The sequence below is a fragment of the Pukyongiella litopenaei genome, from assembly GCF_003008555.2.
In the GTDB taxonomy this organism is placed as follows: Bacteria; Pseudomonadota; Alphaproteobacteria; order Rhodobacterales; family Rhodobacteraceae; genus Pukyongiella; species Pukyongiella litopenaei.
Genome location: NZ_CP027665.1, coordinates 2,215,656 through 2,236,141, shown reverse-complemented (window position 1 = coordinate 2,236,141; position 20,486 = coordinate 2,215,656). Strand labels below are relative to the sequence as shown.

Sequence of the window (20,486 nt, the reverse complement as noted above, 5' to 3'; positions counted from 1 at the left end):
TCAGGGGTCAGGCAGGCCGCTGCACCGTGATCTGGGTCACGTCGATATTGGACTTGTCGAACGCCGCGGCGCAGGAGGTCAGGTAGAAATTCCACATCCTGCGGAACCGGTCATCGAACCCCATCGGCGCGATCTGATCCCATTTATCGTTGAAGGTCTGGTGCCAGCGGCGCAGCGTCAGGTCGTAGGACGATCCGAACTCGATTGACCGCGCCACCTTCAGCCCGGCGCGCTCGACCTGTTCGCGCAGGATCGTCGGTGTCGGCAGCATGCCGCCCGGAAAGATGTATTTCTGGATGAAATCGACGCCGCGCTTGTAGACCTCCCACCGCTTGTCGGCGATGGTGATGATCTGCAGCGTCGCGTTCCGCCCGGGTTTGAGACAGCCGCGCACGGTGTCGAAGTAGACCGGCCAGTATTTCTCGCCCACCGCCTCGAACATCTCGATGCTTGCGATGCCGTCATAGCTGCCGCGTTCGTCGCGGTAATCCTGCAGCTTGAATTCGACCCGGTCCGACAGGCCCGCACGCGCGATCCGGTCGCGGGCGAACTTGAACTGTTCCTCGCTGATGGTCAGCCCGGTGACGCTCAGCCCGCGTTCGCGCGCGGCATATTCGGCAAAGCCGCCCCAGCCACAGCCGATTTCCAGGACATGATCGCCCGGCTGCGCGCCCATCTGGTCGACCAGCGAGGCGTATTTGGCGGTCTGCGCCGTCTCCAGGCTTTCCTGCCCGGTCCGGAACAGGGCGCTGGAATAGGTCATCGTATCGTCCAGCCACACGCGGTAGAAATCGTTGCCGAGGTCGTAATGGTGCGAGATGTTCCGGCGCGCCTGTTTCCTGGTGTTGCTCTGCAGCCAGAACCGCATCCGTTCATAGGCCCGCAGCAGCGCAAGCCCGGGGAAGCCGTCATAGACGGTGTCGTTGTCGCCCATGTGGATCAGGTCCATGAACGCCTGCAGGTCCGGAGTGCTCCACCATCCATCCAGATAGGCATCGCTGAACCCCAGGTCGCCTTCGCGGATCAGCCGCGAAAACACGTCCCCGTGGTGGACATGCAGCTCGGCCACCGGCCCCGGTTCGACCCCTTCGACACGGAACACGCGCCCGTCGTCGAAATGGAACTCCAGCCGCCCGTGCCGCATACCCTGCAGCATCTCCATCACGCGCACGAAGTAGCGTGGCAGGTCGTCTTGCCCCTCGGTACTGGTCAGGATCATCCGCTTCTCCCCGTTGCGGTCGGCGACAGGCTAGGACGAGTTGGCCGTTCAGGCAAGCGGCGGCGCGTCTGGCCGGCGGAAAGCGTGTCGCTACAACACCTTGTCCAGCGCCGCCAGCAGCCGTTCGATTTCGCCGGCGCTGGTGTAATGGGTGAAGCTCAGCCGCAGGACGCCGTTCTCCGGTTCGATGCCCATCGCCCCGAGCGGACGGCCCGCATAGAAATCCCCGCCCCCCGCCATGATGCCGTGATCGGCCAGCGCCGCCGCCACGCCTTCGCCGGGCCGGTTCAGCGCCACCGCCACCGTGGGTGCGCGCATCGCGGCATCGGACGGGCCGATCAGGCGCAGGTCGTTGCGGTCCTTCAGCGCGTCCAGCAGCGGTTGCAGCAGCGCCACCTCATGGGCGCGCATCAGGTCATGCACGAACCCGGCCCGCTCCGCCGCGTCCCCGGCCGGGCCGTCGTGATGGTCGCACAGGAGATCGACATAATCCGCGATACCGGCACAGGCCGCCACCTGCGCATGATCCGGCCCGGCGGGCGTGAACCGCTTGTAGAGGACATCGCCGTTGAAATGATGCGCCTGGTTGGGCAGCAGCGCGCCCAGCGGCCGGCGGATAGCCATCACCCCCTGATGCGGCCCATAGGTCTTGTAGGCCGAGAACAGGTAGATGTCGGGCCCCAGCCGCCCCACATTGGCAAAGCCATGCGGCGCATAGGATACACCGTCGACGCAGACAAAGGCACCGGCGGCATGGGCCATGGCGGTGATCTCGCTCACCGGGTTGATTTCACCCACCACGTTCGAGCAATGGGGGAAACAGACCAGCCGCACGGTTTCGTCCAGCAGCGGCTCGAGATCGGCGGGGTCCAGGTGCCCCGTCACCGGGTCGATCTGCCATTCCCGGATCTCGATGCCGTCGGCGGCCAGCCGCCGCCACGGGCCGGAATTGGCCTCGTGATCCTGGTCGGTCACGATGATGGCCTCGCCCGGGCTCATCCATTGCCGAAATGCCTGCGCCAGCACATAGGTGTTCTGCGTGGTCGAGGGGCCAAAGCTGATCTCGTCGCTGTCCACCCCCAGCATCGCCGCCATCCGGGCGCGCGCCTCGTCCATCTCCTCCCCCGCCAGCCGGCTGGCCTCGTAGGGCGCATAGGGCTGCACCTTGCGCTGGGTGTAGAACCGGGTCAGCCGGTCGATCACGGGCTGGCAGGCATACGACCCGCCGGCATTCTCGAAAAACGCCTGCCCCTGCAATGACGGTTCGGCAAAGGCCGGGAACTGCGCCCGGACGAAATCGGTATCAAGACGGGTTTCGGACATACGGAGATCCCCTGCACGACAACAGCCCCGGCGACCAAGCCGGGGCTGTTGCATAAGGGCGCAATGCGCGCCGGGTTTCAAGCTTTGCGTGCAGGCCTATCGGGTTTCCGATTGCAACCCCTTCAGGACCGCCCAGCACATCAGCAGCAGGACCAGCGTGAACGGCAACCCGGTCGAGATCACCATCGCCTGCAACGCGCCCAGCCCGCCGCCGATCAGCAGCACGATGGCCACCGCGCCCTCGAAGGTGCACCAGAACACCCGCTGCGGCACCGGCGCGTCGATCTTGCCGCCGGCGGTGATGGTGTCGATCACCAGCGACCCCGAATCCGACGAGGTGATGAAGAACACGATCACCAAGACGATCGCGATGGTCGAGGTGATCGCCGCCATCGGCAGCCCTTCGAGCATCGCAAAGAGCGAGATCGGCGGGTTGTAGCTGTCGATCACCTGCGCCTTCACCGCGCTGCCGACCGGGTCGGAGAGAACCTGGTCGATCGCCGCGCCACCGAACACCGCCATCCACAGCACGCAGACCAGCGACGGGATGATCAGCACGCAGATCACGAATTCGCGCACGGTCCGCCCCCGGCTGACGCGGGCGATGAACATGCCCACGAAGGGCGACCAGGAAATCCACCAGGCCCAGTAGAAGGTGGTCCAGCCGTGGATATAGCCGGTATCGCTGCGCCCGTGCGGGTTAGACAGCGGCAGGATGTCCCGCGCATAGGCCCCCAGCCCGGCGATGAAATCCGACAGGATCGCCCCGGCCCCCGCCGCGAACAGCACGAAGAACAGCAGCAGCGCCGCGATCACCATGTTGATCTCGGACAGCACCTTCACCCCGCCATCCAGCCCGCGCAGAACCGAGATCAGCGCGATGGCGGTAATCACGGTGATCAGGATCACCTGCACGCTGACGCTGTTGGGCACGCCGTAGATATGCTCAAGCCCGGCATTGGCCTGCTGCGCGCCAAACCCCAGCGACGTCGCCAGCCCGAACAGGGTTGCGAACACCGCGAGCGTGTCGATGACATGCCCGGTCCAGCCCCAGATCCGTTCGCCGAAAATCGGGTAGAAGGCGGACCGGATCGTCAGCGGCAGGCCCTTGTTGTAGGTGAACAGCGCCAGCGCCAGCGCCACCACCGCGTAGATCGCCCAGGGATGCAGGCCCCAGTGATAGATCGTGGCCGCCAGCCCCATGCGCTTGGCCGCATCGACATTGGCGGCGATGATCGTGCCATCCTCGGCGATCGGCGACGGCACGCCCAGCGGTTCGGACACGGCCATGTGATAGACCGGCTCCAGCACGCCGAAGAACATCAGCCCGATCCCCATGCCGGCGGCGAACAGCATCGCGAACCAGCCGAGATAGCTGTAATCGGGCGATGCGTCGGAACCGCCGATGCGCACGCTGCCCCACGGCGTGACGATCAGCATCAGGCAGAACAGCACGAAGATGTTCGCCGACCACATGAAGAACCAGTCGAAATTCGACGTCAGCGTCGGCCGCAGCCACCCGAAGAACGCGGCGGCCTGTTCCGGAAGCGCCAGTGCGTAGAACACGAACGCGACGATGGAAATCCCGGACACCAGGAAAACCGGGTTGTGAATGTCGAACCCGAACGGGCCAAGATTGCCTTCGACGTTGTCCTGTCCGATTTCATACGAGGTGTCGATCACATCCGCGTCGCCCTCGGGTTCGGGTATTCCCTGGTTGGTGGTTTCGTCGACCATCTGTGGGCCTCCCGTTGCTTGGATTGTCGCGATGATCCCGGATCAGTGGCCTTCCTCGCGCACGATCATCACCGAGACCCCGGCATGTTGCGCCATGTGCCCGCCGTGGTTGGGCACCAGCCAGTCCGCGATTCCCGGCACATGACTGGCCATGACCACCAGGTCCGCGCCGGTTTCCTTGCGCGCCGCCAGCAGCGCAGTGTCCAGATCGACCGCCGGATCGTGGCTGACGACGCTGTGCGAGGTGGCCGTCACGCCGCGCCTGTCCGCCTCGGACCGCGCGAAATCGTCGAGCCGGGCCGCGAATTCCTTCGGATTGTGCGCCAGCGGCCCCGGCGTCGCCGCGGTGACCGCGACATAACAGATCTCGGCCCCGTAATGCCTGGCCAGGTCGGCGGCAACCTCCAGGGCGCGGCCCAGCTTGCCGCCATGCGTCAGGTCGACCGGCACCATGATCTTGCTGAACATTGTCCCCTCCTCCTGTCTTCGAAACCGCGCCGGCCGGGCCGAACCCGTCATGTTGGCCGGGGCCTCGGCCCGGCCTGCGGGGCGGTTCTTCGGCCACCAGCGTAACGTCATTCGGCGGCAACACGCAACCGGAGGCGCCGCAACGCGCCGCATCACCGGCACGCGCCCCGCTGCCGCGGCCTCTGAATTGACCCGGTCTTCAGGCGTTCACATCCACCACCACGCGGCCCTGCACCCGGCCCTTCAGGATATCCGCGCCCAGCTGCGGCAGATCGGCCATCACCGCCGGCCGCACCATCGCCTCCAGCTTGTCCATCGGCAGGTCGCGCGCGATCCGCTGCCAGGCCCGCAGGCGGTTGTCATAAGGCTGCATCACGCTGTCGATGCCCAGCAGGTTCACCCCGCGCAGCAGGAACGGGATCACGGTCGCAGGCAACGCCGCCCCGCCGGCCAGCCCGACCGCGGCCACCGGGCAGCCATATTTCATCTGCCCCAGGACGCGTGCCAGCATCGCGCCGCCCACCGCGTCGACGCAGCCGGCCCAGGTTTCCCCTTCCAGCGGCCTTTTGGTGGTCTCGTTCAGCTCCTCGCGCGGAACGATCCGCGCCGCGCCCAGCGCGGTCAGATACTCCGCCGTCTCGGGCCGCCCGGTCACCGCGGCCACGTCATGGCCCAGGTTGGCCAGGATCGCCGTCGCCACGCTGCCGACACCACCCGCCGCGCCGGTCACCAGCACCGGGCCGTGCCCGGGCTCCAGCCCGTGATCCTCCAGCGCCATCACCGCGAGCATCGAGGTGAACCCCGCCGTGCCGACCGCCATCGCCTGCCGCGTGCTCAACCCGTCGGGCAGCGGCACCAGCCAGTCGGCGCGCACCCGCGCCTTCTGCGCATAGCCGCCCCAATGGGCCTCGCCCACGCGCCAGCCTGTCAGCACCACCCGGTCGCCGGGCGCATAGCGGTCGTCCGACGACGTCTCGACCGTTCCGGCGAAATCGATCCCCGGCACATGCGGATACTTGCGCACCAGCCCGCCGCCCGGGCCGATACACAACCCGTCCTTGTAGTTCACGGTCGAATACTCGACCGCCACGGTGACTTCGCCCTGCGGCAGATCCTCGAGCGATACCTGTTCGACCGCGGCACCGGTCTTGCCGCTCTCCTCGTCCTTCCTCACAACCAATGCGTTGAACATCTCGTCTCCTGTCCGGGCGGTCCCGCCCCTTCCTCTTGCCAAAAATATCCCCGCCGGAGGCTCCCGTCGTCACCGCCCGCGCCGGCCTGGGCCGTCATTCAGCCCCCGGCATGAACACCAGGTCGCTGACCGGCGCGGCGCTGCCCGCCGCCGTCAACATGGCATGCACCTGGCCGCGGTGATGGGTCTGGTGGTTGAACATATGCACCACGCAGGTTGCCAGCGGACGCGTCGCCTCCTGCCCGGTCGCGCCGGAGACCCAGCGCAGATCGCCGCGCAGCGCGGCCTCGCCCACCCCGGCCGCCCAGGTTTCGATCCGCGCGTCCAGCGCCGCCCGTTCCCCGGCCCAGCCTTCGTATCCGTCATGCCTTGCGGTGCCGTCGCCGATCCCACCCACCGGGCGGTCGCTGCCGTCGAACCGCGCCATCCAGATCAGGTCGCCCCAGACCAGGTGATTGAGCGTGCCGAGGATCGACCCGAAGAACGCGCCCCGGTCGCGGGTCAGTTCGCCCGCCTCCATCCCCTGCAGCAACCCCGACAGCTGCCGGTTCTGCCAGGCGTTGTAGCGCGCCATTTCACGGCAGTAGCCGGGGGTGATCATCACCGCGGCCCTTGCCAGTCGATCTGGCAGATCTCGGCTGAACGGCCATCGAAATCCCACACCCGGCCAAAGGCGCGGACCCGGCCCCTGGTCGCGGTCGCCACGGTGATGTCGGGGCCCATCCAGTATTGGGTGTTGGTGACGACGATGTCCTCGCCCTTGTGGCCCTCGACCGGCACCACCTCGCCCTGGATCTTCTTGCCGACCATCAGGCGGCGCGCCTTGCCTTCGGTTTCGAACACCACCGGCGCGCGTTCCGCGCCCAGGAATTCGCTGACCAGCACCGAAAACAGCCCCGTCGTGCCGCGTGCCGCGCCGGAAAAGATGTTCACCAGCCCGTCATAGGCGGCATCGGTCGCCCGGTCGTCGATATAGGCCGCCGCCTTCCAGTTGCCGCGCCCCATCAGGCCGGGGATCTCCAGCATCAGCCCCACATTCAGCCCCGAGATATCCTCGTCGCCATACTGGCCCTCGTCGATGCGCACACCCGCCCAGGCCTGGCAGTAGCCTTCGGTCGGCGGATGCTGGCCGAGGCTGACCACGCAGGGGCAGAATACCGTGCAGTTGCAGTTCAGGATCAGCTCGCCCTTGATCGTCCAGGGCACCGTGCCGACCTCCAATGTGTCCAGAGCCATCTGTCTTCTCCCTTGTCTAAACGATTGTCGCCAGCCGCAGCGCCGCCGCCGCGATCAGCACGACCCCCAGCGGGCGGGTTACGAACCGCCCGATCCCGGGCAGTTTTTCCAGCACCATGATCAGCGTCGCCAGCCCCATGACGGCCAGGTTCATCACCCCGCCGACAAAGGCCAGCGCCATCAGCGCCCAGCAGCAGCCGAGACAGACCAGCCCCAGCCGCAGGCCGTTGCGCCACGGCCCCTCGTCCCAGTACTGCATGAAAAAGACCAGCGGCCGGCGACATCTGCTCAGGCAGGCCTCTTTCATCGGCGCGAACTGATAGACCCCCGCCCCGGCGAGCAGAAACGCCGACAGGACCGGCACCGCCCGCTGGCCCAGCGGGTCCATCAGCCCGGCCGAGAACAGCGCCAGCTGCGCCGCCGCGGCCAGCAGCGAATAGCCCAGCCAGACCGCCAGGTAACCGGCCACCAGCACCCCCGGTCGCGGCGCCGCCCCGGCATGGCGCAGGTCCTCGTATGTGGCCAGCGCCGGCAGCACGGTCGGCGCCATCATCGCCGCCGTCATCAGCGCCCACATCGCCGCCATGCGCGCAAACCCGGCCGCATCGGGTGTCAATGTGCAGAAATCGCGCCAGTAATCGCGGCCATAGACCGCCACCGCGTCGCGCAGCCCGGCCGGCTCGGCCATCAGGTAGAGCAGCAGCCACGCCCCCAGGATCATGCCGAACAGGGCCAGCCAATGCGGCGCCCCCATCGCCCTGATCCGGTCTGACAGCATCGAATCCCCCCGATTCCACTTGCGCTCTGAATGTCAGACTTTTAAATGTCAGACAAATGAAAAGTGACCCGACAGCCCCGGCGCCCCGCATGAAGCTGGACCCGCAGAGCCCGGCGGACCTGTCCGCCCAGATCGCCGCGGCGATCCGCGACGCCATCGTCGGCGGCGCATTGATCGTGGACGAACGGCTGCCATCCGAGGCCGAGCTTGCCGAACAGTTCCGCGTGTCGCGGCCCACCGTGCGCGAGGCGCTGAAACGGCTGGCGGCGCAGTCGCTGATCCGCACCCAGCGCGGGGCCGCGGGCGGCGCCTTTGTCAACCGGCTGAGCTATGAAGACGCCTATGCGCAGCAGGTGACCACCGCGACCCTGCTGCTGAGCATGAACGCGGTCAGTTTCGAAACCGCCTGCGAGGCGCGCTATGCGCTGGAACGCGCCTGCGCCCCGCTGTCGGCCCAACGCCGCAGCGCCGATCACCTCGCCACCATGCGCGCCGAATGCTTCCGGCAGGCGCAGCCGGGCCTGACCGACGAAGCCTTCTGCGCCTCCGACGTGGCGTTTCACCGGGCGCTGGTGGACGGGGCGGGAAACCCGGTCCTGTCCTACCAGCTGGCCGGCGCCGTCGAGGCGATGCAGCCGCTGATGAACATGATCACCTTCACCGCGCGGTCGCGGCAGGCCATCGTCGCGCTGCACAGCAGCATCGCCGACGCGATCGAGGCACGGGACGCGCAGAGCGCAGATGCCGCGCTGTGCGAACTGGCCGATTACACGCTGACGCTGGGGCGCGACGTGATGCAGCAGCGCAACGCGCGTGCCGATCGCGACGGCTGATCACCCGCGGAAACCGAAAAAACCGGTCGCCCTCGCCGGAACAGCGCCCTCAGGCCTGCGCCAGTATCCGCGCGGCCCGTGTCGCCGGCTGTGGCCGCGCGGCCTCGAACGGCTGGCCTCCGGTGACCAGCTCCGGGAACAGCGTGAACAGTTCGCCCCGCTGCGCCGCGGTCATCGCCAGAACCGTCCGCGCGGCGGGAAAGAAGCTCTCGGTTTCCAGGCCCTCGGACCAGATCACCTCGTGCCGGTCGAACGCGATATGGTAATAGGTGACGCCCTGCGACGCATGATCGACGGCCACCGAGCCATCGTTGCACATGGCAATGGCGGGCACCAGCACACCGTCATCGACACCGAACATCAGCGCCGCCCGCCAGTCATCGACCAGAACACGGTGCTGGCGCGACACATGCAGATCGGCGGCGGGCCGGTCCTTGCCCAGCGCCCCCTGCCGGATCACCACCGGGCGCAGTTCGGGCAGCCGCGCGATCTGCGCCGCCGAGACATGCGACACCCCGATCCAGCGCACCGGCTGTGGCCCGTGATCGCGGGTCATCACCAGGTCACCGACGCAGAGATCCTCGACCCTGACCTGCCCTTCCGGCGTCCGGATATGGGTGCCAAGCACGAAACAAGGCACAACCATCAGGTTATGGACCGTGGTCACGACCTGCGGACCCGAGCCGGGATTGCCCGGATCTTCGGCAAAGACACTGTTGACCGTAATCTCGACATTCTGACCCGAGGGAAAATCCGGATCGATCGGGAAACTGTCGAGCACCCAGCCCGACGGGTTCGACTTGATATAGGGCTGGCCGGTGTCGGGGTTGATGTCGGTGGGCAGGATCTGCACGGTCTGGGTGTGCGGGTTGCCGAATTCGTCCACCCCCTCGATCACCACCTCGACATAGTCCAGTTCGGCGGCGGACAGCGGCTTGACGATCTCGTCGATCAGTTCCTGCCCGGTCGACACCTTGGTGGCGCCGACCGTATTGTCGAGCTGGTTCAGCGCCGTGAGGCTGCTGTTGTCACCGACACCGATGCCCGCGATATCGACATTCCAGTCGTCTTCCAGCGTCTGCGCCGCCCCGGGGATATCCTGCCCGCCGGGACGGGGGCGGCCGTCCGACATGAAAACAAGTAGGTTGTTGTCGTTCGGATCGGCCCCGGCATCGGTAAAGGCGTCGCCGGCCGCCCCCAGCGCCCTTTCGTAGTTCGTCCAGCCGCCCGAGGTCATGCCGTCCAACACGTCCTCGAAATCGGACTGCCCGACAGAGTCGAGCGAAAACGGGCCATAATTCTGCGCGTTGGTCGAATAATCCACCAGCGAGATCGTAACCTCGCTGGGGTCATACCCGGCATCCACATAGGCCTGGAACAACTGCTTGGCGGCATAGACCTGGGCTTCGAGATAGGTATCCTCGACGCCGTCGCCATCGACATCCGATCCCGACAGGTTGCTGGTCGACCCAGAGGTATCAACGGCAACGACCACGTTGATCGGGTTGTTGATATTGCCGGTCACAAGGTTGGCGGACAGATCGAACCCGTCATCGTCAACGCTGTTGTTGTTGCTGTTCGTGGTTTCAACCATCGTCGTCTGCGAGACGCTGGTCGGGTTGTTGGAAGTCGGATCGATCGTTTCCGTGGTTGGCCCTTGAACGTCAGCCATGAACTGGTCCTCACCTAAACGCCCCGGCCCAGCGACCGCGGCAAAATTCGTTACACATCGTGGCAACATGCCACGCGCCCGCGAATCATCGGGATCAGCACCTAGGCTAGGACGCCGCCCAGATCGCAAAAAAGGGGAAAATACCGCCAAACTGCCCCAATTTTAAGGCAAAATCAGGACGACTTACGCCACGGGCTAAGTTTCCCCTACGTCAACTCGCCTGAGGATAGAGAGCCCTTTCATCCGGCCAGAGCGCAAGTGATCACCACGCCCCGGCCTGCGCGCCGATCCCGAATCACCCCCGCGACATGAGATCCGGGGCATTCTCTGTCCGCCGCCCTCAGGCCCGCGCCAGCATCCGCGCGCCCCGTGTCGCCGGCTGCGGCCGCGCGGCCTCGAACGCCTGACCGTTCGTGGCCAGTTCCGGGTACAGCGTAAACAGTTCGTTCCGCTGCGCCGCGGTCATCGCCTGGACGGTGCGCGCGGCGGGAAAGAAGCTTTCGGTTTCCAGACCCTCGGACCAGATCACCTCGTGCCGGTCGAACGCGACATGGTAATAGGTGACGGTCTGCGGGGCATGATCGACGGTCACGGTGCTGTCGTTGCACAGGGCGATGGCGGGCACCAGCACGCCGTCATCGGCGCCGAACATCAGCTCGGCCCGCCAGTCATCGACCAGAACACGGTGCTGGCGCGACACATGCAGATCGGCGGCGGGCCGGTTTTCGCCCAGCGCGCCCTGCCGGATCACCACCGGGTAGAGTTCCGGTTGCAGGGTCAACCGCGCCGCCGAGACCTGCGCAACCCCGATCCAGCGCACCGGCTGCGGCCCGTGATCGCGGGTCATCACCAGGTCGCCGACGCAGAGATCCGCGACCCTGACCTGCCCTTCCGGCGTCAGGATATGCGTGCCATGCACGAAACAGGGCGGCGCAAGAGTGCCGGGATCGAAGGGGTCGAAATTGCCGACACCACCTTTGTAGTTGGCAGGAAAGTCCGTAAGGTTCGGATCAAGAGGATCAATCGTGAGCAACATCGCCTGGGTCGTGGACTGGATACCCTGGTTGCTGGTGCTGTAGGCCACGGTCGGTTGCGGCCCGGTGCCATCATAGTCAACCTCGTATTCACCAAGATACCCTTGGTTGTTCGATGGATTCGGCGCGGTCGACCCGTTCAGCGCATCGCGCATTTCGGTCGCCGAAACCAGCCCGTCCGAATTGACGTCCACGATCACGATGTCGTAGATACCGGGATCGGGCAGTGCATTGTATTCAGCCTGAGTTCCGAACCAGACTTCGTATTGCACCGATTGGCTGGGGTCCACGTCCCAGTTCGGGGCGTTGCTGCCGCTACGGGTGATCGGGGTGAGATACCAATAGTTGACTTCCGCCATGCGTTGAACACCTTTGCTGCTACTACAATTCGCTCGCTCGGGCGATCACATCAGGCGCAGGCAATCCCGCCCATTTGCCAGGCGGCACCCTGCCCTCGAGCAGACCGCTTTCGTTAACTAATACCGTAACGTCACCTGTTTCTCCAAACGGAGAGTCGTATTAACACATTCAAAACATTGATGTTATTTCTATCACAGATGGCATATTTTCGCTAGCAATCTCCCACAGGTTGCGCCACCGGCCCGGCGCGACAGATGCCACGAACACATTGCAGCACGGCGCCAACCGTCCTATATACGTCCTGTCCTTCGGGACTATGGACATAAACGCGCTCGAAATAAGCGGATCGGACCCGGGGGCGGTACCCGGCGGCTCCACCAAAATCCCTTGTTGGGGGATCATGGGGCCGAAACAGGATCGACGAACGTGTAAAGGGGTTTGCTTTGTCCCGGCGGGGTACCACCGTTATCGGTCCGTAAAGCATAATTGCCAACAACAATCGTGCTCCGGTTGCTGTCGCCGCTTAAGCGGTGCCAAAAGCCGAAATCTAAGCCCTTGCACCTAGCCGTGTAAGGCGGGGTTCGCAGGCACCTGGCAACAGAAGCCTGCACTTTCCCCGGCCCCGACAGACCCCCGCGAGACAGATCCCGCAGAACAGCCCCCGCATTCGCGCAGGAACGGGGCCGCATTTCCTTTCCCGTTTCCCGACAATGGCGTTATCCTGCCCCGGCATATTGCCGCCACGAATTCATTGCCCAAGCGACCGGAGTTGTTCATGCCCGAAGACGTCAAATCCCTGACCAAGAAATGCGCCGACCTGGAAAAACGGCTCAAATCCGCCGAGGCCCGGATCAAGGCGCTGGCCGACAACATGACCAGCCCCAAGGACATCGAAAAGTATATCGACGTCGTGCGGAAGGAATCGTCCAACAGCGAAAAGGGCGTGAAACGCGAGCTCGAACTGCAGCAGAAGGCGAACGAGGCGCTGGTGAAGCAGGAAACGCAGAAGGCCCTCAAGCATGTCGAAAAGATGAAGCTCGAAAGCCGCCTGACGCGGCTGGAAGCCCTGGTGCACGCCGCGCTGGCAAAATAGGCGGCCGCCCGGGGGCAATCGTCAGGGCCACGGCGGGCATGGTTCCCGGAATGGTGCGGTGATCGCTATGCGCTTTCGCTTCGGCGCGAATCTCTTATAAGATGAGCGCAACAGATGCGGAGACCGCGATGAGCGCCCAGATCGACTATGGCAACCTGATGCACAGCGCGATGCGCGGGCTGATCAGGACCGTGCTGCGCGACGTGGCCGAACGCGGGCTGCCCGGCGCGCATCATTTCTTCATCACCTTCGACACCACCCATGACGGCGTGCGGATGGCCAGTTGGCTGCGCGACCGCTATCCCGAGGAAATGACGGTGGTGATGCAGCACTGGTTCGAGGATCTCGAGGTCGGAGAGGACGAGTTTTCGGTCACGCTGAATTTCGGCGATGCGCCCGAGAACCTGTGCATTCCCTATGACGCGATCAAGACCTTCGTCGATCCGTCGGTCGAGTTCGGCCTGCGGTTCGAAACCGCCGAGGACGACGAGGACGAGACGGCCGAGGCCATCGAAGACGCCGACCCCGACCAGGCGCCGCAGCCCGAAGACCCCCGGCCCGACGCCGAGATCGTGTCGCTCGACAGTTTCCGCAAATAACCCGGCCGGGCCTCACCTGCGGTCGAGGAAGGTATCGACCGACCGCATCTGCCGTCCGTTGCGGTGACTGGTGAACCGCAGCCGCAGCCCGCCCTCGGCCAGGGTCCGGTCGAACTGCTGCATCTCGTAATCGCCACGATCATCGACGAACAGCGAAAAGACGGTCATGGTGTCGCCCTCGATCCGCGCCCAGACAAAGGGATCGCCCTTCATCGGGTCCATCGGAACTTCGTGGCCGAACACGTTGGTCTGCATCTGGGCCGCGAAGATGCCGGGCCGGTCGCTGGGCCTGAAATCGATCTGGTAGCTTTTCGTGCGCGACGAGGTGTCGGGATAGAACGACGTCGACCCCCACGCCACCGAAAACCCGCCGCCCTTGCCGGCCGAAATCGTGACCGACATGTCGCGCGGCGTGACCGTGCCGTCGGACAGCACCAGATCGGCGGATCCCTCGTAGTGCCCGGCGAAACGGCTGGCATCCGCCATCGCCGCCAACGGCAGCGCCAGCAGCACCAGCGCCAACAGGTTTCGGACCGGCAGACAAGACATGGCACCCCCCGTTCGTGGCATCAGGCGCGGATCGCACCCCGACCCCGAGAATAGCAGCCCCGGGGCGCCGGGCAATGCGGTGCCTGCGCGCAACTGGCAGATTGCGCGCACCCGACCGGGCCGCTAAACGGCATGCGACAGTATTCCTGACGGAGCAGACCGATGGCCGAGACCCGCACCGAGACCGACAGCTTTGGACCGCTGGAGGTGCCCGCCGACAAATACTGGGGCGCCCAGACCCAGCGATCGCTGATGAACTTTCCCATCGGCTGGGAACGCCAGCCCGTCGCCATAGTCCGTGCGCTCGGCGTGATCAAGCAGGCCTGCGCCATGGCCAACAAGGCCAACGGCAAGCTGGATGCCCGGCTGGCCGACGCGATCATCGCCGCCGCGTCCGAGGTCGTCGCCGGCAAGCTGGACGAGAACTTTCCGCTGGTGGTGTGGCAGACCGGTTCGGGCACCCAGTCGAACATGAACGCCAACGAGGTGATCGCCAACCGCGCCATCGAGATGCTCGGCGGCGAGATCGGCTCCAAGGACCCGGTCCACCCCAATGACCACTGCAACATGGGGCAGTCGTCCAACGACACCTTCCCCACCGCGATGCATATCGCCACCGCGATGACCGCGCGCGACGTGTTGCTGCCGGGGCTGGACAAGCTGCACCGGGCTATGGCCCGGAAGGTCGAGGAATTCGACGGCATCATCAAGATCGGCCGCACCCACACCCAGGACGCCACGCCGCTGACGCTGAGCCAGGAATTTTCCGGCTATACCCACCAGATAGCCATGGGCATCCAGCGGGTCCGGGACGCGCTGGGGCGCATCTACGAACTGGCGCAGGGCGGCACCGCCGTGGGCACCGGCCTGAACACGCCCGAGGGCTGGGGCGAAACCGTCGCCGCCAACATGGCCGGGATCACCGGCCTGCCCTTTGTCACCGCGCCCAACAAGTTCGAGGCGCTCGCCGCCCATGACGCGATGGTGGAAATCTCCGGCGCGCTGAAAACCGTGGCCGCCAGCCTGTTCAAGATCGCCAACGACATCCGGTTCCTCGGCTCCGGCCCCCGCTGCGGCCTGGGCGAACTGATCCTGCCCGAGAACGAACCGGGCAGTTCGATCATGCCCGGCAAGGTGAACCCGACCCAGTGCGAGGCGCTGACCCAGGTCTGCGCCCATGTGATGGGCAATGATGCGGCGGTGGGCTTTGCCGGCAGCCAGGGCCATTTCGAACTGAATGTCTACAAACCGATGATGGCCTACAACGTCCTGCAATCGATGCAGCTCCTGGGCGACGCCGCCAGCGCCTTTACCGACAACCTGGTGGACGGGCTGAAGGCCGACGCGGACCGGATCGAGAAGCTGATGCGCGAGTCGCTGATGCTGGTCACCGCGCTGGCGCCCGAGATCGGCTATGACAACGCCACCAAGGTCGCCAAGACCGCGCACAAGAACAAGACCACGCTCAAGGAAGAGGCGATCGCGCTGGGTTTCGTGGACGCGGAAACCTTCGACCGCGTCGTGCGCCCGGAAAACATGGTCGGCCCCAAGGCCAAGTAACCGCCACGGCGGCTCGGCAGGCAAGACGCCCCCGCTGGCGCCATAAATCCGGCGGCCCCGAAACAACCTTCGGGGCCGCCACCGCGCCATCTACCGACCGTGGCAAGCCCGCCAAAAGGCGCTGGAACGCGTCACATAACCCGTTGCCCCCGTCTGGCCACGATCACGACTGCCGCTGGCCATTGGTTTCGAGGGCGGAGGTGACGGCATCCGTCGTGCGCTGGATGTGACTGGCGATCACCTCCTGCGCACAGCCGACATCGCGGGCGATGCAGGCTTCGAACAGGGCTTCGTGTTCGTCATGGATGGCCCGCGTGGTGACCGACATGATGCGGCTGAAACGTCGATAGCGTTCATGCTGGCGGAACAGCTGTTGGCGCACCCGCAGCAGCCAGAGACTGTCACAGGCCGCCACCGTCGCCTCGTGAAACTCGAAATTCCGCTGCTCCCATACAGCCAGTTCCTCGATGCCCTGATCGCGCTTGACCTCTTGGCGCGAAAGCCGGTGATAGGCGGCGATCAGGCGTTCTTCCCAGGCGCTGTCGCCGCGCGGAATGGACCGCCCCAGGGCCTCGGCCTCGAGCATCTTGCGGAGATCGCCGATTTCCTCGGCATCGCGTGGATAGATCGGGGCGACGGCAAACCCCCGCTGACCCAGAACCTCAACCAGATTGTCGCCGGCGAGCCGCGACAGGGCCTCGCGCAGCGGCCCCGCGTTCAGGCCGTATCGCTGGCGCAACATGTCGATCTTCAGCTTCTGGCTGGGCACAAGCGCGCCTGAGACGATATCCTCGCGGATCGCGCGATAGGCCCGTTCGGACAGCGTCTTTTCCGGCTCTTCGGAGTCAAACTGGTTCAACGCAGGCGATCCCTCGTGTTTGGCATGTCGCAGCAAGACTACCCGAGCCGCCGGGCAAGAGCAATAATATCGATTTTAAGTTTGACAGCCCAAAAATATCGATATTTATTCATGCGGCGGAGAGGGCCGGCCAGAACATGGGTCACCCGCAAGGAATAGGGGGGATGATGGCCGAGGTTCGACGGATGGCCGGGCAAGGGCCGCTGCAACGGCTCAGCGCGGCTATTGTATGGGCAGAGGCGCGAGTGACGGGATTGATGATCTTCGCGGTCCTCGCGCTGCTGCTGGCAAATGTCGTGTCGCGCGCATTCGGGCGACCGTTGATCTGGACGGATGAACTGGCCGTCTACCTGATGGTCGTGGGCGCCTTTTCCGGGGCCTCCCTTGGCATCGCCAAACGCCATCACCTGGCGGTGACGCTGCTGGCCGACAGGCTTGGTCCGGCAGCCCGGACAAACCTGCTGCGCGTCGTCGATGCCGTTCTGCTGGCGATCCTGCTGGTCTTTGGCATGACATTGTGGAACTGGTTCGACCCGCCCGGCGTCATGGCGGCGGAAAACATGTCGGACTACGCCCGCGAGAGCTTCAATTTCCTCTACCAGGAACCGACGACGACGCTCGGCATCCGCAAGCTGTGGTTCTGGCTGATCATGCCGCTATTCTGCGTCGCCGGCCTGATCCACGTCCTTGCCCGCTTCGGCCAGCCGGCACCGGACCCGCTACGATGACCGGGCTGTCATTTCTTGCCCTGCTCGTCATCGGCCTGCCGATTGCCTTTGCCCTGATCGCCTTGGCGATGATCATGATCTGGACCAGCGGGAACCCCATCCTGTTCCAGAGCTTTCCGCAACAGTTTTTCGGCGGGCTGGAGAATTACGGGCTTCTCGCCCTGCCGCTGTTCATCCTCCTGGGAGAATTCATGAATGCCGGCGGCATCGGACGGCGGCTGATGAACGTTTCCGTGGCGCTGCTGGGCTCGGTCAGGGGCGGGCTGGCCTATGTGAACCTCGTGGCGAACATGATGATGGCCTCGATCCTCGGCTCTACGGTCGCGCAGATCACCATCATGTCCCGCGTCGCGGTGCCAGAGATGGAACGCACCGGCTATCCCCGCGATGTATCGGTCGCGATCACGGCAGCGGGCGGGATGCTGGCGCCGATCATCCCGCCCTCGATGCTGTTCATCATCTTCGGGGTCATCGCGCAGCTTCCCATCGGCGATCTGTTCATCGCCGGGATCCTGCCGGGCGTGATCCTGTTTGTCGTCTTCCTGGCGGTGATCGGCTGGCTTGGGCAGCGCCACAACTTCCCACGCAGCGAAAAGGTCGCACTGGCGCAGCGTCTCCGCGCCATGCGCGATGCACTGCCCGCCGTGCTGATCCCGGTGGTGATCATCGGCACCATTCTCGGCGGTGTCGCCACGCCCACCGAATCCGCCGCCGTCGCCAGCATTCTCGCCATACTGATTGGGCGGTTCGTGTATCGGGAAATGAACTGGTCCGATATCTGGTCTTCATTCATCCGGGCCGGCGCCTCGTCGGCGGTGGTGCTGTTCCTGATCGCGGCGGCGGGGCTGTTTTCATGGGTCATCACCTTCAACAACCTGCCTGCCATCGTCTCGGACTGGTTGCAGGGCGTGACGTCATCGCCGCTGATCTTCCTGCTGCTGATCAACCTGATGCTGCTGTTTCTGGGCATGATTACCGACCCGATCCCGGCGATCATACTTGTTGTGCCGGTTTTCCTCCCGGTTGCGGTAAATGTCTATGGCATCGACCCGTTCCAGTTCGGCGTCATCGTCTGCCTGAACCTGACCGCCGGCCTGCTGACGCCGCCGGTTGGAACCGGCCTGTTCGCCGCGGCCATGATGGGCAATGTCCGGGCAGAGCGTCTGGCCGTGCTGATCACACCCTTCTTCGTTGCAGTCGCTTTCGTGCAAGCGCTGCTGGTCCTGTTCCCGCCGCTGACACTGGGGCTCAACAATTGGCTCCGCTAGCGCGCATAGCCGTGCTTGGCGGCGGGCTGATCGGGACGGGATGGGCCGCAGCCTTTGCGTCGACAGGTCATGATGTCGTGGTGCTGGACCCTGATCCGGCGGCAGCGGACAGGCTGGACGATTGCTGGCAACAGGCACGGTCGGTTCTGGCACAGGTGGGACGAGGTTCCCCAAACGCCACGCCCCCACGGATGGGCCGCGCGGAGGAGGCCGCACAGGCGGATTTCCTGCAAGAGGCACTGCCCGAAGATCTTGCTCTCAAACAGCGCGCCCTGCGCGATCTGGCGCCGCATCTGGCTGAGGTGCGGGCCATCGCCTCCAGTTCGTCAACCTTTACGGCAGACCAGATTGCCGAGGCCACGGGCCTCGGGAACCGGCTGTTGATCGGCCACCCCTGCAATCCGCCCTGGTTGATGCCCATCGTCGAGATCTCTCCGGGATCGGCCTGCAATCCCCAGGCGATCGAGGCCGCGCGGGGGATATATGAAAACGCCGGCAAGACTGTCCTGACGCTGCGCAAGCCGATGAAAGGCCATCTGGTCAACCGCCTGCAGATCGCGCTGTGGCGGGAGGCCCTGCATCTGGTCGTGAGCGGTGCCGCCAGCCTTGAGGACACCGAACGCGCCGTGACCGAGGCGCTTGCCCCCCGCTGGTGCGATATCGGCCCGCATTCGGTCTTTGCCCTGTCGGGCGGCCGGCAGGGCATGGCGGGCTTCCTGGACGCGCTCGGCCCTGCCTTTCAGCAGATCTTCGATGATCTCGGCCAGCCGCAACTGGACGCCCCGACCCGCGCCGCGTTGCTCGGCGCCTATGAAACAGCCGATTTGCCGCCCCTGACATCACTTGCGAGGCTGCGCGATTCCAATCTGCCGCAACGCCTGGCGGCGAAAACGCCGGTCTCGCGCAAATAATATCGATTTTTTTGTTGATATTCTAATAATATCGATATTCAATAGCGTTGCCGCCCTGCGCCAGAGGCAAGGCCGGCCAAAAACTGGGAGGAAGAAATGACCAAGTTCACCCTGGCCGGGATCGCCGCCGGCAGCCTGATGCTTGCCGGCATGACCTCGGCAGAAGAATACCGGATGGGCCTGATAACACCGCCCCCGCATCAGTGGACGGTGACGGCAGAGGCGCTTGCCGATGAGATCCGCGAAAAGACCGAAGACCGCGTCGATATCCTGATCTTCCCCTCGGGGCAGCTGGGGAACGAGGCTCAGATGCTGCAGCAATTGCAGACCGGCGCGATGGATTTCGCCTTTTTCACCCTTGGCGAGTTCGCCAATCGCGACCCGAATTATGGCATCTTCCTGGCCCCCTATATCGTCGATGACGTGGCGGGCGCCCGCGCATTGCTGAAGGGTGAAACCGCGCAGAAACTGCTGGACGGGATGAGCGAGTTCGGACTTGTCGGCCTTGGCTGGGGGATGGCCGGGATGCGGATGATCGTAACCGGCGACAAGGTCGAGACCGTCGAAGGGTTGGCCGGCAAGAAGATCCGCACCATTCCGTTCGAGCCGGAGCTGGATTTCTGGAAACAGGTCGGCGCCGCACCCACGCCGATGCCATTGCCTGCGCTTTACGATGCCTTCGCCAATGGCCAGATCGACGGGATGCAGATCGATGTCGAGGGGACCTGGAATTCCAAATATTATGAACACGCCAGGTCGATCATCATTTCGGATCACATGATGTTCCCGATGGCTGCGATCGCATCGGGCCGGAAATGGGCCACCATGTCCGAAGAGGACCGCGCCTTGGTCGAAGAGACCTTTGCCACGCATATCGACGAACTGGTCGGTCGCTATGCCGATATCGACGCCGATTACCGTTTAAAACTGGAGGGCACCGATGTTCCGGTGACCGAGGTCGGGCGCGCGTGGTTCGGATCGTCCATCGATGACTGGTACACGGCATGGCGCGAACGCGCACCTATGCTTGAAGCACTCGAAGCCGAAGCGGAAAATCTCTGATCATG

The 20,486-nt window shown here is 64.8% G+C and carries 20 protein-coding genes and 1 other RNA gene; 9 read left to right on the top strand and 12 right to left on the bottom strand.

What is annotated here, in order from left to right; all coding sequences use genetic code 11:
- Nucleotides 1-7 precede the first annotated feature (7 nt).
- The 8 genes from C6Y53_RS11155 to C6Y53_RS11120 all read right to left on the bottom strand — a co-directional run bounded on the left by C6Y53_RS11155 (nt 8) and on the right by C6Y53_RS11120 (nt 7,953).
- Nucleotides 8-1,219, bottom strand: a complete 1,212-nt coding sequence (locus C6Y53_RS11155; RefSeq protein WP_106472507.1) for an SAM-dependent methyltransferase — start codon at nt 1,217-1,219, stop codon at nt 8-10.
- A 90-nt stretch (nt 1,220-1,309) separates the two neighbouring features.
- Nucleotides 1,310-2,542 (bottom strand): aminotransferase class V-fold PLP-dependent enzyme, encoded by a 1,233-nt coding sequence (locus C6Y53_RS11150; protein WP_106472506.1) that lies wholly within the window; start codon nt 2,540-2,542, stop codon nt 1,310-1,312.
- Nucleotides 2,543-2,638: 96 nt separating this feature from the next.
- Nucleotides 2,639-4,279, bottom strand: coding sequence for a BCCT family transporter (locus C6Y53_RS11145; protein ID WP_106472505.1), 1,641 nt, complete (start codon nt 4,277-4,279; stop codon nt 2,639-2,641).
- A gap of 42 nt (nt 4,280-4,321) precedes the next feature.
- A complete protein-coding gene (locus C6Y53_RS11140; RefSeq protein ID WP_106472504.1) occupies nt 4,322-4,747 on the bottom strand; it encodes a universal stress protein in 426 nt (141 codons plus the stop codon).
- A 199-nt stretch (nt 4,748-4,946) separates the two neighbouring features.
- Nucleotides 4,947-5,939 (bottom strand): acryloyl-CoA reductase, encoded by a 993-nt coding sequence (acuI, locus tag C6Y53_RS11135; protein WP_106472503.1) that lies wholly within the window; start codon nt 5,937-5,939, stop codon nt 4,947-4,949.
- Nucleotides 5,940-6,033: 94 nt separating this feature from the next.
- Entirely contained in the window at nt 6,034-6,540 is a 507-nt protein-coding gene (locus tag C6Y53_RS11130) for a DinB family protein (protein WP_106472502.1), read from the bottom strand.
- Nucleotides 6,540-7,175 carry a DUF1326 domain-containing protein gene (locus C6Y53_RS11125; protein ID WP_106472501.1) on the bottom strand — a complete coding sequence of 212 codons (636 nt, stop codon included), beginning with the start codon at nt 7,173-7,175 and terminating at the stop codon, nt 6,540-6,542. The genes C6Y53_RS11130 and C6Y53_RS11125 overlap by 1 nt, the downstream gene beginning before the upstream one ends.
- Nucleotides 7,176-7,191: 16 nt before the next feature.
- Nucleotides 7,192-7,953, bottom strand: a complete 762-nt coding sequence (locus tag C6Y53_RS11120; RefSeq protein WP_244614808.1) for a DUF2182 domain-containing protein — start codon at nt 7,951-7,953, stop codon at nt 7,192-7,194.
- Nucleotides 7,954-8,042: 89 nt separating this feature from the next.
- Between C6Y53_RS11120 and C6Y53_RS11115 the strand changes: the two genes are divergently transcribed.
- Nucleotides 8,043-8,786: a FadR/GntR family transcriptional regulator gene (locus C6Y53_RS11115; RefSeq protein ID WP_106472500.1), complete on the top strand. Its 744-nt coding sequence runs from the start codon at nt 8,043-8,045 to the stop codon at nt 8,784-8,786.
- A gap of 49 nt (nt 8,787-8,835) precedes the next feature.
- Here the strand turns inward: C6Y53_RS11115 and C6Y53_RS11110 are convergent, their stop codons facing one another.
- Nucleotides 8,836-10,458 carry a Hint domain-containing protein gene (locus tag C6Y53_RS11110; protein ID WP_211299357.1) on the bottom strand — a complete coding sequence of 541 codons (1,623 nt, stop codon included), beginning with the start codon at nt 10,456-10,458 and terminating at the stop codon, nt 8,836-8,838.
- A 340-nt stretch (nt 10,459-10,798) separates the two neighbouring features.
- Complete coding sequence (locus C6Y53_RS11105) at nt 10,799-11,851, bottom strand: Hint domain-containing protein (RefSeq protein ID WP_106472498.1); 1,053 nt, start codon at nt 11,849-11,851, stop codon at nt 10,799-10,801.
- 265 nt (nt 11,852-12,116) lie between these two features.
- On the opposite strand from C6Y53_RS11105, the gene ssrA reads away from it, so the two are divergent.
- The 3 genes from ssrA (at nt 12,117) to C6Y53_RS11090 (ending at nt 13,544) form a co-directional block, all read left to right on the top strand.
- Nucleotides 12,117-12,464: a transfer-messenger RNA gene (gene ssrA, locus C6Y53_RS11100) on the top strand.
- A 163-nt stretch (nt 12,465-12,627) separates the two neighbouring features.
- Nucleotides 12,628-12,945: a hypothetical protein gene (locus C6Y53_RS11095; protein WP_106472497.1), complete on the top strand. Its 318-nt coding sequence runs from the start codon at nt 12,628-12,630 to the stop codon at nt 12,943-12,945.
- 128 nt (nt 12,946-13,073) lie between these two features.
- Nucleotides 13,074-13,544, top strand: coding sequence for an SspB family protein (locus C6Y53_RS11090; RefSeq protein WP_106474055.1), 471 nt, complete (start codon nt 13,074-13,076; stop codon nt 13,542-13,544).
- A gap of 12 nt (nt 13,545-13,556) precedes the next feature.
- On the opposite strand, the gene C6Y53_RS11085 is transcribed toward C6Y53_RS11090, so the two are convergent.
- Nucleotides 13,557-14,093: a hypothetical protein gene (locus tag C6Y53_RS11085; protein ID WP_106472496.1), complete on the bottom strand. Its 537-nt coding sequence runs from the start codon at nt 14,091-14,093 to the stop codon at nt 13,557-13,559.
- A gap of 162 nt (nt 14,094-14,255) precedes the next feature.
- On the opposite strand from C6Y53_RS11085, the gene fumC reads away from it, so the two are divergent.
- On the top strand, nt 14,256-15,653 hold the full coding sequence (fumC, locus tag C6Y53_RS11080) for a class II fumarate hydratase (protein WP_106472495.1): 1,398 nt from the start codon (nt 14,256-14,258) through the stop codon (nt 15,651-15,653).
- 163 nt (nt 15,654-15,816) lie between these two features.
- On the opposite strand, the gene C6Y53_RS11075 is transcribed toward fumC, so the two are convergent.
- Nucleotides 15,817-16,512, bottom strand: coding sequence for a GntR family transcriptional regulator (locus C6Y53_RS11075; RefSeq protein ID WP_106472494.1), 696 nt, complete (start codon nt 16,510-16,512; stop codon nt 15,817-15,819).
- Between the two features lie 257 nt (nt 16,513-16,769).
- On the opposite strand from C6Y53_RS11075, the gene C6Y53_RS11070 reads away from it, so the two are divergent.
- From C6Y53_RS11070 to C6Y53_RS11055, 4 genes are all read left to right on the top strand, one after another.
- The gene (locus tag C6Y53_RS11070; RefSeq protein ID WP_211299356.1) at nt 16,770-17,240 is read left to right on the top strand and encodes a TRAP transporter small permease; all 471 of its coding nucleotides are present in this window, start codon (nt 16,770-16,772) and stop codon (nt 17,238-17,240) included.
- Nucleotides 17,237-18,508, top strand: a complete 1,272-nt coding sequence (locus C6Y53_RS11065; protein WP_106472492.1) for a TRAP transporter large permease — start codon at nt 17,237-17,239, stop codon at nt 18,506-18,508. The genes C6Y53_RS11070 and C6Y53_RS11065 overlap by 4 nt, the downstream gene beginning before the upstream one ends.
- A gap of 11 nt (nt 18,509-18,519) precedes the next feature.
- Entirely contained in the window at nt 18,520-19,419 is a 900-nt protein-coding gene (locus C6Y53_RS11060; protein WP_244615009.1) for a 3-hydroxyacyl-CoA dehydrogenase NAD-binding domain-containing protein, read from the top strand.
- 96 nt (nt 19,420-19,515) lie between these two features.
- Nucleotides 19,516-20,481 carry a TRAP transporter substrate-binding protein gene (locus tag C6Y53_RS11055; RefSeq protein ID WP_106472490.1) on the top strand — a complete coding sequence of 322 codons (966 nt, stop codon included), beginning with the start codon at nt 19,516-19,518 and terminating at the stop codon, nt 20,479-20,481.
- The last annotated feature ends 5 nt before the right edge of the window (nt 20,482-20,486 follow it).

What these genes read in the sequence shown, in the direction of transcription:
- C6Y53_RS11120 (WP_244614808.1), bottom strand. Translation starts at nt 7,953, where the DNA reads ATGCTGTCAGACCGGATCAGGGCGATGGGGGCGCCGCATTGGCTGGCC.
- fumC (WP_106472495.1), top strand. Translation starts at nt 14,256, where the DNA reads ATGGCCGAGACCCGCACCGAGACCGACAGCTTTGGACCGCTGGAGGTG.
- C6Y53_RS11130 (WP_106472502.1), bottom strand. Translation starts at nt 6,540, where the DNA reads ATGATCACCCCCGGCTACTGCCGTGAAATGGCGCGCTACAACGCCTGG.
- acuI (WP_106472503.1), bottom strand. Translation starts at nt 5,939, where the DNA reads ATGTTCAACGCATTGGTTGTGAGGAAGGACGAGGAGAGCGGCAAGACC.
- C6Y53_RS11055 (WP_106472490.1), top strand. Translation starts at nt 19,516, where the DNA reads ATGACCAAGTTCACCCTGGCCGGGATCGCCGCCGGCAGCCTGATGCTT.
- C6Y53_RS11090 (WP_106474055.1), top strand. Translation starts at nt 13,074, where the DNA reads ATGAGCGCCCAGATCGACTATGGCAACCTGATGCACAGCGCGATGCGC.
- C6Y53_RS11155 (WP_106472507.1), bottom strand. Translation starts at nt 1,219, where the DNA reads ATGATCCTGACCAGTACCGAGGGGCAAGACGACCTGCCACGCTACTTC.
- C6Y53_RS11070 (WP_211299356.1), top strand. Translation starts at nt 16,770, where the DNA reads ATGATCTTCGCGGTCCTCGCGCTGCTGCTGGCAAATGTCGTGTCGCGC.
- C6Y53_RS11095 (WP_106472497.1), top strand. Translation starts at nt 12,628, where the DNA reads ATGCCCGAAGACGTCAAATCCCTGACCAAGAAATGCGCCGACCTGGAA.
- C6Y53_RS11115 (WP_106472500.1), top strand. Translation starts at nt 8,043, where the DNA reads ATGAAGCTGGACCCGCAGAGCCCGGCGGACCTGTCCGCCCAGATCGCC.
- C6Y53_RS11140 (WP_106472504.1), bottom strand. Translation starts at nt 4,747, where the DNA reads ATGTTCAGCAAGATCATGGTGCCGGTCGACCTGACGCATGGCGGCAAG.
- C6Y53_RS11105 (WP_106472498.1), bottom strand. Translation starts at nt 11,851, where the DNA reads ATGGCGGAAGTCAACTATTGGTATCTCACCCCGATCACCCGTAGCGGC.
- C6Y53_RS11125 (WP_106472501.1), bottom strand. Translation starts at nt 7,175, where the DNA reads ATGGCTCTGGACACATTGGAGGTCGGCACGGTGCCCTGGACGATCAAG.
- C6Y53_RS11085 (WP_106472496.1), bottom strand. Translation starts at nt 14,093, where the DNA reads ATGTCTTGTCTGCCGGTCCGAAACCTGTTGGCGCTGGTGCTGCTGGCG.
- C6Y53_RS11150 (WP_106472506.1), bottom strand. Translation starts at nt 2,542, where the DNA reads ATGTCCGAAACCCGTCTTGATACCGATTTCGTCCGGGCGCAGTTCCCG.
- C6Y53_RS11065 (WP_106472492.1), top strand. Translation starts at nt 17,237, where the DNA reads ATGACCGGGCTGTCATTTCTTGCCCTGCTCGTCATCGGCCTGCCGATT.
- C6Y53_RS11110 (WP_211299357.1), bottom strand. Translation starts at nt 10,458, where the DNA reads ATGGCTGACGTTCAAGGGCCAACCACGGAAACGATCGATCCGACTTCC.
- C6Y53_RS11145 (WP_106472505.1), bottom strand. Translation starts at nt 4,279, where the DNA reads ATGGTCGACGAAACCACCAACCAGGGAATACCCGAACCCGAGGGCGAC.